This window comes from Saccharopolyspora antibiotica (assembly GCF_047200635.1).
GTDB lineage: Bacteria > Actinomycetota > Actinomycetes > Mycobacteriales > Pseudonocardiaceae > Saccharopolyspora_C.
The window spans coordinates 118,970-132,371 of record NZ_JBJZOI010000004.1 but is presented as its reverse complement, the minus strand read 5'-3'; the positions used below and the strand labels follow the sequence as shown (position 1 = coordinate 132,371).

Here is a 13,402-nt window from a genome sequence, read left to right as displayed (position 1 = left end):
GTTGAGCTCCGTTCCAGGGCGCGGGGCGGCGGTCCACCGCGGGCGGTCAGGCATCGCTGAGGGCGTCCGGGCCGAGGCGGTCGTCGAGGACCGCGTCCAGCAGGGCCGCGTAGGCGCCGGGGTCGAAGTCGGGTTCCGGCGGCGGGGCGGCGACGGGCGCCGCGGCGCGGCTCTCCGGGACCCAGTACCGCTCGCGGGCGAACGGGTGTCGCGGCACCGGGACGGTCCGCAGCCCGGCCGGGTGCAGCGCGGCCCAGTCCACCCGGGCTCCGTCGCACCAGCGCGCGACCACCTCGTCCAGCCGCCGGTCGCGCAGCGCGCGGGCCACCTCCGGGTCCTGCCCGGCGTCGCGCCGCACCCCGGTCCCCCGGGAACGCGGCACCCCGCCGAGGTGCACGGCCGCCGCGTCCCCGGCGAGGTAGCGGTCCAAGGCGGCGACGACCTCGGCCGCGGAGCCGGCGACCACGCCGAGCCGCCGCTCCATCGCCTCCCGGCCGAGCTGCGCGGTGCGGGCGGCCTCGGCCAGCGCCGGGGCCTCCGACCCGGACAGCAGGTCTCGCCACCGGCGCGCGAGTTCGCGCAGCCGCTCGTCGTCGCGCGCGGAGAGCACCACCGCCTGCGGCCCGGCGGGGGCGGCGGCCGGTGCGGGCGGCGGCGGCTCCTCCAGCACCACGTGCGCGTTGGCGCCGCCGAAGCCGAAGCTGCTCACCCCGGCGCGCAGCGGCCAGGCCCGCCCGGTGGCGTCGGTGCGGGGCTCCCAGCGGCGCGCCTCGCGCACCACCTCGAACTCCTCGCCGGAGGGCAGGTGCGGGTTGAGCCGCTCGCAGTGCAGCGTCGGCGGCAGCGCGCGGTGCCGCATCGCCAGCAGCACCTTGAGCACCCCGGCCAGGCCCGCCGCCGATTCCGCGTGCCCGATGTTCGTCTTCACCGAGCCGAGCGCCCACGGCCTGCCGTCCGCCCCGGGACCGCCGAGCTCCCGGTAGGCCGCGGCCAGGGCGTTGACCTCAACCGGGTCGCCGAGTGCGGTGCCGGTGCCGTGCGCCTCGACGTAGCCGACGCTGCCCGGTTCGACTCCGCGCATCGCCTCCCGGACCAGCGCGGCCTGCGCCCGGCCGTTGGGCGCGGTGAGCGATCCGGCGCGACCGCCGTGGTTCTCGGCGCTGCCGCGCAGCACGCCCCAGATGGCATCGCCGTCCCGGCGGGCCGCCGCGAGCGGTTTGAGCAGCACCGCCGCGACGCCCTCGGACCGCACGTAGCCGTCGGCTCCCTCGGCGAAGGTCTTGCACCGCCCGTCCGGGCTGAGCATCCCGGACTGCTGGGCCGCCGCGAAGGTGTCCACGCTCAGCAGCAGGTTCACCCCGCCCGCCAGCGCCATCGCGCACCGGCCGGAGCGGACGCTCTCGGCGGCCCGGTGCAGCGCGATCAGCGAGCTGGAGCAGGCGGTGTCCACGGGTTCGCTCGGACCGCGCACGTCGAGCACGAAGGAGATCCGGTTCGCCAGCACCGAGTGCGCGTTTCCGGTGGCGGTGTAGCCGTCGGGCGCGACACCGCTGGCGTTGAGCAGGTGGTGGTAGTCGTTGCCGGAGACGCCGAAGAACACCCCGGTGCTCTCCGGCAGCCGGGCCGGGGAGTAGCCGCCGTCCTCCAGCGCCGCCCACACCACCTCCAGCGCGAGCCGCTGCTGCGGATCCATCAGCTCGGCCTCCAGCCGGGAGATGCTGAAGAAGTCCGCGTCGAAGCGGTCCACGCCGTCGAGCTGCCCGGCGAACTTGGGGAAGTCGGTGGCCGCGACGGTCCCGGCGTAGCGGGAGTCGAAGCGGTCACCCGGGTACGGGGTGATCAGGTCCGCGCCCTCGCTGAGGCGCTGCCACAACTCGTCGAGGTCGGCCGCGCCGGGGAACCTCCCGGCGGCGCCGACGACGGCCACCGCGTCGTCGGCGGCGGGCTCGGGCTCGGTCCGGGGGGTGGTGAGCGCGGGTCCGGGCAGCGGAGCGGGCGCCGGGGCGGCGGTGACCCCGTGCTCCCCCGCCAGGTGCTCGGCGAGGGTGCGGACGTTCGGGCACTCGAAGAACACCGCCGGGCTCAACCGCACGCCGAACAGGGCTCCCACCTCGGTGGACAGCGTCGCCAGCGCGATGGATTCGAAGCCGTAGGCGTGGAAGTGGGTGTCCGCGTCGATGTCGGCGAGGTCGAACTTGAGCAGGTCGGCCACGACCTGCCGCAGCGCGTCGACGAGCCCGTCGCCCCCGGCGGGTTCCGGTGCGGGCTCGGCGGTGGCGCTCGGCGGAGCCGCGGCCACCTCGGCCGGGACCGCGCCGGGGGCGGCGCGCAGCGCGCCGGGCAGCGGACCGGTGCCGAACTCGGCGCGCTCGATCCGCCCGAGACCATCGCCCCGCTCGTCGAGCAGGTCCACCCGGAACTCGCCAGGTCCGGTTCGGGTCAGCAGCAGCGCGCGGGTCCGCTCCAGGCCCTCCCCGTGCACGGCACCGACCCGGAGGACGGTGGCGTCGGGCTGCCCGGTGGCGTGCTGCACCCCTTGCAGCAACCCGGTGAGCACCCACGCGGGCAGGTGCACCCGCTGCTTGTGCGGATCCTGGCACATCGCCGGTTCCGCGACCCGGACCAGCAGCCCGCCGGCGTCGAGCGCCGCCACGCCGCGCACGCCGCGCGCGTAGGGCCGGGGGTCGATGCCGGACTCGGCGAGCGCGGCGTAGAAGCCCGCCTCGTCCAGCTCCGGCGGCAGGTCCACCCGGGCGCCGGGCACCCGGGGGCCCGGACCGCTCTCGACGATCGCGGTGAAGCGGACGGTGCCGTCCGGGTGGTGCAGCGCGACGTGGTGCGCTCCGTCCGGACCGGTCCCGAGCCGCCACTCCAGCTCCACCGGCTCGTCGTCGGGCGCGGGCAGCGCGGCCCACTCGGCGTCGCGGACGCGCAGCGGCCCGTCGCCGAGCCCGGCGAGCCGGGCGAAGGCCAGCGCGCCGTCGAGCAGCGCCAGCGTGGCGTACCGCCGCCTGCGGCCCGCGGTGTGCTCGTAGTCCAGCAGCTCGTCCCCGCGCAGCACCAGCGCGTAGCGGACTCCGCGCAGGTCGGAGCGGTTCGTCCCGACCCAGGGATGCGCGCGGCGGGTGAAGGCCAGCGGGCGCAGCACGCTCGGCGCGTCGTCGAACTCCGGGTACCAGCAGCGGACCTTCTCGAACGGGTAGGCCGGCAGCGCGTGCTTCGCCGGGCGCGCGCCCGAGGGCCACAACCGGTCCCAGTCGACCTCGGCCCCGGCCGCCCAGTGCCCGGCGATCCCGGGGAGATCCCGCTCGGCCAGCGCCCGCGCCGCGGACTCCGGATCGGAGCCGCGGCGACGGCGCAGCGTGCTGGCGGTGAAGTGCGCTCCGCCGGGCACCGCGGGATCCGCCGTCCAGTCCACCTCGGACAGCTCGGTGAGCCTCGCGAGCGCGTCGTCCGCGTCGGTGGCGACGAAGGCGAGCCGGCAGGGAAGTTCGTTCTTCCCGGTTTGCAGGGCGTGCGCGAGCGCGTCCAGGCCCGGCCGGTGCGCGCGCACGTGCTCGCGCAGATCGCGCAGCACGGTCCGCAGCACCCGGGGGGTCATCGCGGAGATCGCGAGCACCTGCGGCCGCCCGCTCTCCGGAGCGGAGACCACCGCCGCGTCGTGCTCCTCGACGACGAGGTGGACGTTGGCGCCGCCCGCGCCGATCGAGGTCACCCCGGCCCGGCGCGGCACCTCGGCCCCGTCGAGCACCGGCCGCCGCCACTCCGCCCGCTCCCGCTGCACGGTGAACGGGGTCTGCTCGAAGTCGATGGCGGGGCTGAGCTCCTCGGAGTGCGGCGAGGGCGCCAGCGTGCGGTGCCTCAGCTGCAGCAGCACCTTCGTCAGCCCGACCAGCCCGGAACCCGACAGCAGGTGCGCCACGTTCGACTTCACCGAGCCCAGCGCGCAGAACCCGCGATCGCCGGTGTGCCTGCCGAACGCGAGGCTCGCCCCCTTGATCTCGATCGGGTCGCCGAGCGCGGTCGCCGAGCCGTGGCCCTCCAGGTAGCTGATGGTGCGGGCGTCCACGGCGGCGTCGTCCAGCGCCCGCTCGATGGCGCGGGCCTGCTGCCGGGGGCTGGGGACGGTGAACCCGTTGCGCACGCCCGCGTTCGTCAGCCCGCTGCCCTTGATCACGCCGTGCACGTGGTCGCCGTCGGCCACCGCCTCCGCGAGCGGCTTCAGCACCACCGCTCCGACGCCCTCGCCGAGGATCGTGCCGTCCGCGCCCTGGCCGTAGCTGCGCACCACGTCGGCGGACTTGCTGGTGAAGTGGGCCTGCGAGGTGGAGATCAGGTCGTACGGATGCAGCATCAGGTTGATGCCGCCGACCACGGCCATCCGGGTCTCGCCCTCGCGCAGCAGCCGCACCGCCTGGTGGACGCAGGCCGAGGACGAGGCGCACATGGTGTCCACGAAGACCGAGGGCCCGGTGAAGCCGTAGTGGTAGGACAGCATGTTGGCCAGCACGCCGACCTCGCTGCCGGAGGTCGCGGTGCCCCGCTGGAGCATGTTCTGGAAGCCGTAGAGCGAGTAGCTGTTGTTCATCGAGCCGACGAGCACGCCCACGTCCCCGTCGTAGCGGCGGCGCAGCGTCTCCCGCGAGTACCCGGCGTCCTCCAGCGCGGTGACGCCCGCTTGCAGGAACAGCCGCACCTCCGGGGACATCAGCTCGGCGTCGCGCTGGGAGATGGTGAAGTAGCGCGGGTCGAAGGCGTCCACGTCGCGCAGGAAGGTGCCGGTGCGCACCACGGTCTTGCCGGGCACGTCGCGCTCGTCGAAGTAGAGGTCGGATTGCCGCCAGCGGGAGCTGGGCACGGTCTCGAAGCTGTGCCGGCCCTCGCTGAGCAGCTCCCAGAACTCCTCCAGGGTCTCGGCTCCCGGGTAGCGCCCGGCCATGCCGATCACGGCGATGTCGTGGCGCCCCGGGTCGGTGCGGGGCTCGACGGGGCGCGGGGTGGTCGAGGCGGGGGCCGTGGTGGCGCGGCTTTCCGGGACGGGTTCGGCCGGCGCGGCGGGATCGGCCGGCGCGGGCCCAGGGGCGACAACGGTGTCCGATGTGGACTCCCGCGGTGCCAGCAGCTCCAGCAGCCGGGGCCGGTGCTCGGCGAGGAAGTGCTGCGCCACGCCGCGCAGGTCCACGTGCTCGAAGAACAAGGTCTTCGGCAACGAGCCGAAGGAGTCCTCCAGCGCGCTGGTGAGATCGACGATCGCGATGGAGTCGATGCCGTAGTGCTCCAGCTTCTCGTCGACCAGCACGTCGTCCGCGTCCTGCCCGGTGACCCGCGCGAAGGCCTCCCGCAGGAAGTCCTGGGTGCGCGCGGTCAGCTCCGCCTCGTCGAGCTCCCCCCGCGCGGCGGGACCGGCCGGGGCCGGGGTGGGCGCGGGCCGGTCCAGGCCCGCGTGGACCCGCAGCTTCGGCACCTCGCCGAACAGCACCACCCGCCGCACCGGCGCACCGGTGCGCAGCGAGCGCTCGATCGCGTCCAGCCCGACCTCGCTGGGCAGCGGGACGGTGCCGGTGCGCTTGCGCAGGTAGGCCAGCGTCGAGGCGTCCATCCGCATCCCGCCCTCGGCCCACAGCGGCCAGTCGACGACCCGGGTGAGCGCCCCCGCGGCCTGCCGCCGCGCGGCGAAGGCGTCCAGGTGCGCGTTCGCGGCCGCGTAATCGGCCTGCGCCGCGTTGCCGAACGCGCCCGCCACCGAGCCGAACAGCAGCAGGAAGTCCAGCCCGGCGTCCCGGGTGGCGGCGTCGAGGTGCGCGGTGCCCGCCACCTTCGGCGCGAGCACGGCGGCCGTGCCCGCCAGCGGCTTCGCCGTCAAGTAGCCGTCGTCGAGCACCCCGGCCGCGTGGAAGATCCCGTGCAGCGCGCCGTGTTCGGCGCGCACGGCGGCCACCGCGGCACGCACCGAATCGGGATCGGTGACGTCGGCCCGCAGGTAGCGCACCCGCCCGCGCGGCACCCGCGCGGCGAGCGCGGCGACGGCCGGGCTGTGCTCGGAGCGGCCGCCGAGGACCACGGTCGCCCCGTAGCGGGTGCACAGGTGCTCGGCGAGCAACCGTCCGATCCCCCCGGCCCCGCCGGTGATCCAGTACACCCCGCCGGTGCGCAGCAGGCTCTCCCCCTGCTCGGCGGCCGAGCCTCCGGGGCCCAGCTCGGCGGTGTCGTGGCGCAGCCGCCTCCCGTCGGCGCGGTGGGCGACCTCCGGGTCGGCGCAACCCGACTCGGCGCGCACGAGCCGCTCGAACCCCGCCGCGTCGCGCGGATCCGCGTCCTCCACGAGCACCACCGAGCCCCGGAACGCGGGGTTCTCCAGGGCCGCGCTCTTGAACAGGGCCGCCAGCGGGCCGAACACCGGCGAGTCCGGCGCGCCCGGCGCGACCACCAGCACCCGGCCCCGGCCGCGCATCCGCTGCACCAGCTCGTAGCAGGACTCGAAGGCGGTGCGCATCTCGGTGGCCTCGTCGGCCCGGCCGGACACCGGCAGCGCCCGCACCTCCATCCCGAGGCGGGCGGCGGTGGCGGGCACCAGGTCCTCCTCCAGCACCGCGTTGAGCACGGTCACCGGCACGCCAGGTCCCTCCGGCGCGGCCGGAGCCTCGACCCAGTCCCCCGTCACCTCCAGCAGCTCTCCGTCCGGGTCCGCCGCCGCGCCGCCGAGGGGGCGAGCGGTGTAACCCCCGAGGTGCGCGCACAGCCGCCCCCGCTCGTCGAACAGGTCCACGTCGACCTTGCCGCGCCCGGCGGCGCGCAGCCGGGCGTGCATCGTCGAGGTGGTCGGGCCGTGCGCGGTGAGCTCGTCGAGCGCGAACGGCACCGCCGGGGTGGGCGGCGTCCGCCAGCCCCCGTCCGGATCGCCGAGCGCCAGCGCCGCGAGCAGCGCGCTGTCCAGCACGGCCGGGTGCAGTCCGGCTCCGGGCTCGGCGGCGGCGGGCAGGGCCAGCTCGGCGAGCACGCCGTCCGGCCCGGTGCGCACGCCGGTCAGCGCGCGCATCGCGGGGCCGTGCTCGATGCCGCTGGCCCGCAGCGCCGCGTAACCGCCCTCGGCGTCCAATCGGTGCGGGTACCTCGCGCGCAACCCGTCCAGGTCAACGGATTCGGATTCGGATTCGGGCGAACCGTAATCGATCCGGCCGCTGGCGCAGGGCGCCCCGGCCGCGTCGAGCAGCGCGTAGTCGTAGCCGTCACCGCCGGGGACCAGCCGCAGCCGGGCGGACAGCCCGTCGGCGCCCACCTCCAGGGGACGGATCCACACCGCGTGCCGCAGCCGGGGCGCGCGGCCGTCGGCGACGGCGTCCTGCCCGGCGGCGGTGCGCACGAGGTCGAGCACCGCCACGCCCGGCACGAGCCGGGAACCGCCGACCACGTGGTCGCGCACGAAGCCCTGCGTCGCGTCGAAGCGCACCGGGAACTCCCAGGCCCCCTCCGCGGCCCGCGCCTCGCCCAGCACCGGGGTTTCGGCCGGGGCGGCGGGAGCGAGGTGCGAGGGCGCGGTCGGGGTGAACCAGTGCGGGGTGCGAGCGAAGGAGGTCCCGGGCAGGTGCAGCCGCCGCCCCCGCGCGGGCCAGTCCGCCCAGTCCACCGGGAGACCGCTCACCCAGGCGGTCGCGAACTTCTCGTGCCGACCCCGCTCCAGCCAGCGCGCGCCGAGCTCGGTGAGGTCGTCGACGTCGAGCCCGTCCGGCGCACCGCCCCCGGCGCTGCCGCGCAGCACGCCGGCGGGGGGCTCCGCCCCACCGGCCACCGCGTCCAGCTGCGCCAGCCAGCCGTCGACGTCCTCGGCGCGGAACGCGACGCGCTCGCGCATCGGCGTCCTGCCCTCGCGCAGGGTGCGGGCGACGTCGACCAGCGCCGGCGGCTCGTCGCGTTCGATCCGCGACCGCGCCCAGGCGGCGAGCGCGGCGCACTGCTCCCGCAACCGCTCCTCGTCGCGCGCGGAGACCGGCAGCCACCACCCGTCGTGCTCGACCGGGGCGGGTTCGGTCGTCTCGGGCTCGGCGGACTCCAGCAGCACGTGGGCGTTGGTGCCGCCGAAGCCGAAGGAGCTCACCCCGGCCCGCAGCGGACCGGGCGCGTCCCACTCGGCGAGCTCGTCGACCACGTGCAGCGGGCTGCTCGCGAGCTTGATCAGCGGGTTGAGCCGCTCGAAGTTCACGGTGCGGGGCAGCCGCCGGTGCCGCATCGCCAGCACCACCTTGAGCAACCCGGCGATCCCGGCGGCTCCTTCGAGATGCCCGATGTTGGTCTTCACCGAGCCGACGCCGCAGCGGTGCTCCCGGTCGTCCGCGTCGGACGCGCGCTCGGCTTCCAGCGCGGCGAAGGCCTTCTTCAGCCCGGAGATCTCGATCGGATCGCCCACCGGGGTCCCCGGGCCGTGCGCCTCCACGTAGGTCACGGTGCGCGGATCGATCCCCGCCCGCCGGTACACCCCGGCGATCAGCGCGGCCTGCGCGTCCGGGTTGGTGACGGTGAGCGAGCTGGTGCGCCCGCCGTGGTTGCTGCCGACGCCCTTGATCACCGCGTGCACCGGATCGCCGTCGCGGCGGGCGTCGGCGGCCCGCTTGAGCAGGACCACCCCGCCGCCCTCGCCGCGCACGTACCCGTTGGCGCCCGCGTCGAACGCGCGGCACAGACCGTCCGGCGAGAGCATCCCGGCCTTGGCGAAGGCGATGAAGTGCCGCACCGACCAGGTCAGGTTCACCCCGCCCGCCAGGGCGTGCTCGCAGTCGCCGTTCAGCAGCGCCTGCACGGCCTGCTGCACCGCGATGAGCGAACTGGAGCAGGCCGTGTCGTTGACGACGCTCGGACCGCGGAAGTCGAAGTGGTGCGAGACCCGGTTGGCGATGATCGCGTAGGCGGAGCCGGTCGGGTAGTAGGCGTCGACCTCGGCGACCTCCTGCTCCACGAGTTCGGCGTAGTCCCAGTGGCAGACGCCCAGGAACACCCCGGTGGCGGTGCCCGCGAGCCGGTCGGCCCGGTACCCGGCGTCCTCCAGCGCGTGCCAGCTCAGCTCCATCGCCATCCGCTGCTGCGGGTCCATCGCGCGCGCCTCGCGCGGGGAGACCTGGAAGAACTCGGCGTCGAAGCAGTCCACGTCGTCGACGAAGCCGCCCCAGGCGCAGTTGGTCCTGTTCACCTCGCGGCGCGGGTCGCCGAGGTGGTCCTCCTTGCGCCACCGCCGCGCCGGCACCTCGCTGATCAGGGAGCGGCCCGCAGCCAGATGTCCCCAGAACTCGTCCATCGTGCGCGAGCCGGGCAGCCGCAGCGAGGTCCCGATGATGGCGACGTCCTGGTCACCGGCCGGGTGGTCCATGTCAGATCTTCTCCCTCTCCGGCACCCGCCCCCGGGCGCTGTCCCACCCGGCCTCCGCGGCCGGGTGCTGCGTGCTGTCGGTGCGCTCGCGCTCAGGCGGGCACCGCGCTGCGGCGGCGGTCCACGACGCGCAGCGGGACCGCGAGCGGATCGCGGCGGCGGCCTCGGCCGCGCACGTACCAGTGGTGCAGCCAGACCGTCGAGGCCAGCAGCACGAACGCCTGGTTCTCCTTGGTGCCGGTGCGCTCCGGCGGGGTGTCGAAGATCCGGTTCACGAAGCGGCGCGCGAATCGCGCGTCCAGCACCGGGATCTCCTCCAGGGTGTCCTGGTCCAGCAGCAGGTCCCGGTAGTCCGGGCGGGACCTGACGAACACCGCGGAATCCGGGGCCCGGTAGGGGAACTTGCCCTTCCGCACGATCCGCTCCGGCAGCACGTCCGCGTAGGCGCGCTTGAGCAGGTGCTTCTCGTCGTAGGGGTCGCCGAAGCGGCCGTTGAGCGCGGCCGCGCGCCGCACCACGGCGGGATCCAGGAACGGGCACCGGTTCTCCACGCCGTGCGCCAGCGCCATCCGCTCGCCCTGGGTGGACAGCAGGTACCCGGCCAGCAGGGTGCGGAACTCCAGCCACTGCGCCTTGCGCACCGGGCTGAGCGCGGCGTAGCCCGGTTCCTCGGCCACCAGCCGCTCGATCGCCCCGAGCGGATCCCCGGGTTCGGCGAGCAGCCGGGCGGCGAAGCGACCGTTCTGGAACCGCATCTGGTGCGAGAACAGACCGGGCCGCTGCTCGGTGGCGAACTGCTGGTAGACCCCCAGCATCCGGCGCTGCTCGTCGGCGCCGCTGAAGTGCGCCAGGTAGGGGTGGAGGCGGCCCATCCGCTCGCGGCGGGTCCGGTCGTCGAGCTCGTGCCACTCCGACAGCAGCCGGGTGTCCTTGAAGATCCCGTAACCGAGGAAGGCCTCGTCCGCGCCCTCCCCGCTGAGCACCACCTTGATCCCGTCCTGCCGGACCCGGCGGGCCAGCAGGTGCATCGGCACGAAGGCGGTGCGGAACGCGGGCACCTCGGCGTGGCGCACGGCCTCGGGGAAGGCATCGGCGACGTCCGCGTCGGAGACCCGCACCGTCGAGTGCCGGGTGCCCAGGTGCGCGGCGAGCTCCTCCTGCTCAGCGGACTCGTCGAACTCGGCGTCCTCGAACTCGACGGAGAACGTCCGCAGCGGACGGTCGGCGCGCCGCGCCGCGAGGTGCGCGATGATCGAGGAGTCCAGGCCGCCGGAGGCGTACACCCCGACCTCCACGTCGCTGCGCAGCCGCACGTCCACCGCCCGCTCCAGCTCCGCGCGGACCTGCTCCACGGCCTCCTCCTCGGAGTCGGGGGCGGGCCCGGGGGTGAGGTCCAGCGGCGCCCACCGCCCGCGTCGCACCCGCTCGCCGCGCAGCGCCAGGTACTCCCCCATCGGGACCTGCTCGATCCCCCAGTACCCGCTCTGGCCGGGCAGCGGCGTCCAGGTCGCGAAGATCGAGGAGAGCTCGGCGGGGTCGAACTCGAAGCGGAACCCGGGGTAGGCCAGGAACGCCTTCATCTCCGAGGCGAACAGCCAGGTGCCCTCGTGCCGGGCCACGAACAGCGGACGCTTGCCGAAGCGATCCCGCACGAGGTGCAGCTCACCGGTGACCGAGTCGTGGACGGCGAACGCGAACGCCCCGTTGAACCTCGGCAGGCATTCCGGTCCCCACTCCTCCCAGGCGCGCAGCACCACCTCCGTGTCCGACTCGGTGCGGAACCGCGCCCCGCGCGCGACGAGCTCGGCCCGCAGCTCGCGGTAGTTGTAGAGCTCGCCGTTGTAGCAGAGCCAGAAGCGCTCGTCCTCGCCGCCGACGGGCTGCTGCCCGCTGGCGAGGTCGATGATGCTGAGCCGCGCGGTCCCCATGGCGACTCGGTCGTCGAGGTAGCAGCCCGCCTCGTCCGGACCGCGGTGCTCGATCTGCGCGAGCATGTCCCGCACCAGCTCCGGTGCGCCCGCGGGGTCGCCCGCGCCGCCGTAGAAGCCCGCGATGCCGCACATGGGGTCACCGGCCTTCGAGCGCCCGCTCGCGGGCGCCGTCGACGAACTCCGCGATGCCCGCCAGCGAGACCATCACGTTGCCCAGCAGCTCGTCCTCGCCGAACCGCACCCCGTACTCCTGCTCCAGGTGCGTCATCAGCGCGATGTAGCCGAAGGAGTCGAGGATCCCGGCCTTGAACAGGTCGGTGTCCTCGGTGATCTCGGCGTCGAACTCGAACATGAATCGCTCTTCGAGGTAGTCCTGCAGTTCCTGCTTCATGGCGGTTCCTCTGCCTCGGGATCGTCGGGCGGGCGGTCTCAGGTGGTCGCGAGCGCGCACCGGGCGATGCGGCCCAGCGCCGGCCACTGCTGGCGGATGAAGAAGTGGTCGCCGGGGAACCGGTGGGTGCGCAGCGGCCGGGTGCTCTCCTGCTGCCAGGCCTCCACGTCGGCGCGGGTGAACCACTCGTCCTCGCCGGTGATGGCGGTGATGGGGAGGTCCAGCGGCGGCAGGTCGGGGTGGGTGAAGGCGGCGAGTGCGGTGAAGTCGGCGCGCAGGACGCGCTCGTAGAAGGCCATCAGGTCCTCGTGCTCGCGCAGTTCCGCGGGCAGCCCGCCGAGCCGCTCCAGGCGCTCCCAGAACTCCGCGCCGGGGAGCCGCCAGGTGTCGCGCTCGCGGCTGGGCAGCGCGGGCCCGCTCTCACCGGAGACGAGCAGGTGCGCCGGGGCGGGCAGCCCCTCCTGCCGGATCCGGTGGCAGAGCAGGAAGGCGAGCCGGGCGCCGAGGCTGTGCCCGTAGAGCGCGTAGGGCGTGGCGTCGTCGAGCCGGTCCCGCAGCCGCGCGAGCAGGTCCTCGACGATCGCCACCGGATCCGACAGCAACGGTTCGCCGCTGCGGGTGCCGCGCCCGGGTCGCTCCAGCACCACCACGTCCAGGTCGGGGGCCTGCTCGGCGAGCCCCGCGTAGGCGCGCTCGTCGCCGCCCGCGTGCGCGATGCCGAACACCCGGGGGCGCGTCCGCTCGGCCGGGGGCGTCGCGGCGATCTGCCCGAGCATCCGGGTGAGCACTCCGCTGCCGCCCGCTTCGCGACAGCGCTCCGGGGTGGTGCGCCGCAGCAGGTAGCGGACGCTGTCGAGCCAGCGCACCGGCTCGGTGATCTGCTCGGCCAGCGTCGCGGCGAGGTCGTTCTCGGCGTGGGGCAGCGCGGTCAGGTTCGCGATCACGGTGGCCCGGGGCGGCTCGAAGCGGAATCCCCGGAGGAACGCGGCGAACTCGTCGCGGGCCGGGGCCATCCACCGGGAGTGGAAGGCACCGGAGACCTTCAGCGGAGCGCAGCGCACCCGCCGCAGCTCCAGCTCCCGCCGGGCGCGGTCGAGCTGCGCGCGGTCGCCGGAGAGGACCAGCTGCGCATCGGTGTTGATGTTCGCGAGGTCCAGTTCGGACAGTTCGTGCTCGGCGAGCAGCCCGCGCAGCTCGTCGTGGCCGAGGCCGAGCACCGCCAGCATCCCGCCGCCCCCGGCCCGCGACATCAGCTCGCCGCGCTTGGCCACCAGCTTCAGGCCGGTCTCGAAGTCGAAGACGCCCGCCGCGTGCAGGGCGTTGTACTCACCGAGGCTGTGCCCGAGCAGGAACTCCCCCTCGGGCTCTCCGGCGGCCACCGAGTCCAGGTAGGACAGCGCGTTGACCACGTAGAGCGCGGGCTGCGCGTAGCGGGTGTCGTCGAGCCGCCCGTCCGGATCCTGCTGGCACAGCAGGGGAAGGTCGTAACCGAGGACCTCCCGGGCGAGGTCGGTGAGCGCGGGGAAGCGCTCGAACAGGCCCGCGCCCATGCCCCGGTGCTGGGACCCCTGACCGGGGAACAGGACGGCGTGCGCTGCGGCTCCGGAGGCGTTCACGCGCGCTCCGCCGCGCTGTTCCGGAGCGAGGAACCACCTAGGTGCATAGCGCGCCTCCCGATTTCGCGATAACCCGTTCCGGGACCAATCTGGCGATCACGCTAGAGAA

The 13,402-nt window shown here is 75.0% G+C and carries 4 protein-coding genes; all 4 read right to left on the bottom strand.

What is annotated here, in order from left to right; genetic code table 11:
- Positions 1–46 precede the first annotated feature (46 nt).
- The 4 genes from ACL03H_RS04005 to fabD all read right to left on the bottom strand — a co-directional run bounded on the left by ACL03H_RS04005 (position 47) and on the right by fabD (position 13,293).
- Positions 47–9,355 carry an SDR family NAD(P)-dependent oxidoreductase gene (locus tag ACL03H_RS04005; protein WP_412809689.1) on the bottom strand — a complete coding sequence of 3,103 codons (9,309 nt, stop codon included), beginning with the start codon at positions 9,353–9,355 and terminating at the stop codon, positions 47–49.
- 92 nt (positions 9,356–9,447) lie between these two features.
- Positions 9,448–11,418 carry an asparagine synthase (glutamine-hydrolyzing) gene (asnB, locus tag ACL03H_RS04000; protein ID WP_412809688.1) on the bottom strand — a complete coding sequence of 657 codons (1,971 nt, stop codon included), beginning with the start codon at positions 11,416–11,418 and terminating at the stop codon, positions 9,448–9,450.
- 4 nt (positions 11,419–11,422) lie between these two features.
- Positions 11,423–11,677 (bottom strand): acyl carrier protein, encoded by a 255-nt coding sequence (locus tag ACL03H_RS03995; protein WP_412809687.1) that lies wholly within the window; start codon positions 11,675–11,677, stop codon positions 11,423–11,425.
- Positions 11,678–11,715: 38 nt separating this feature from the next.
- The gene (gene fabD / locus ACL03H_RS03990; protein ID WP_412809686.1) at positions 11,716–13,293 is read right to left on the bottom strand and encodes an ACP S-malonyltransferase; all 1,578 of its coding nucleotides are present in this window, start codon (positions 13,291–13,293) and stop codon (positions 11,716–11,718) included.
- Positions 13,294–13,402 lie beyond the last annotated feature (109 nt).

Bases quoted from the DNA above. Each gene is read 5' to 3' on its own strand.
- ACL03H_RS04005 (WP_412809689.1), bottom strand. From the start codon at position 9,355: ATGGACCACCCGGCCGGTGACCAGGACGTCGCCATCATCGGGACCTCG.
- asnB (WP_412809688.1), bottom strand. From the start codon at position 11,418: ATGTGCGGCATCGCGGGCTTCTACGGCGGCGCGGGCGACCCCGCGGGC.
- ACL03H_RS03995 (WP_412809687.1), bottom strand. From the start codon at position 11,677: ATGAAGCAGGAACTGCAGGACTACCTCGAAGAGCGATTCATGTTCGAG.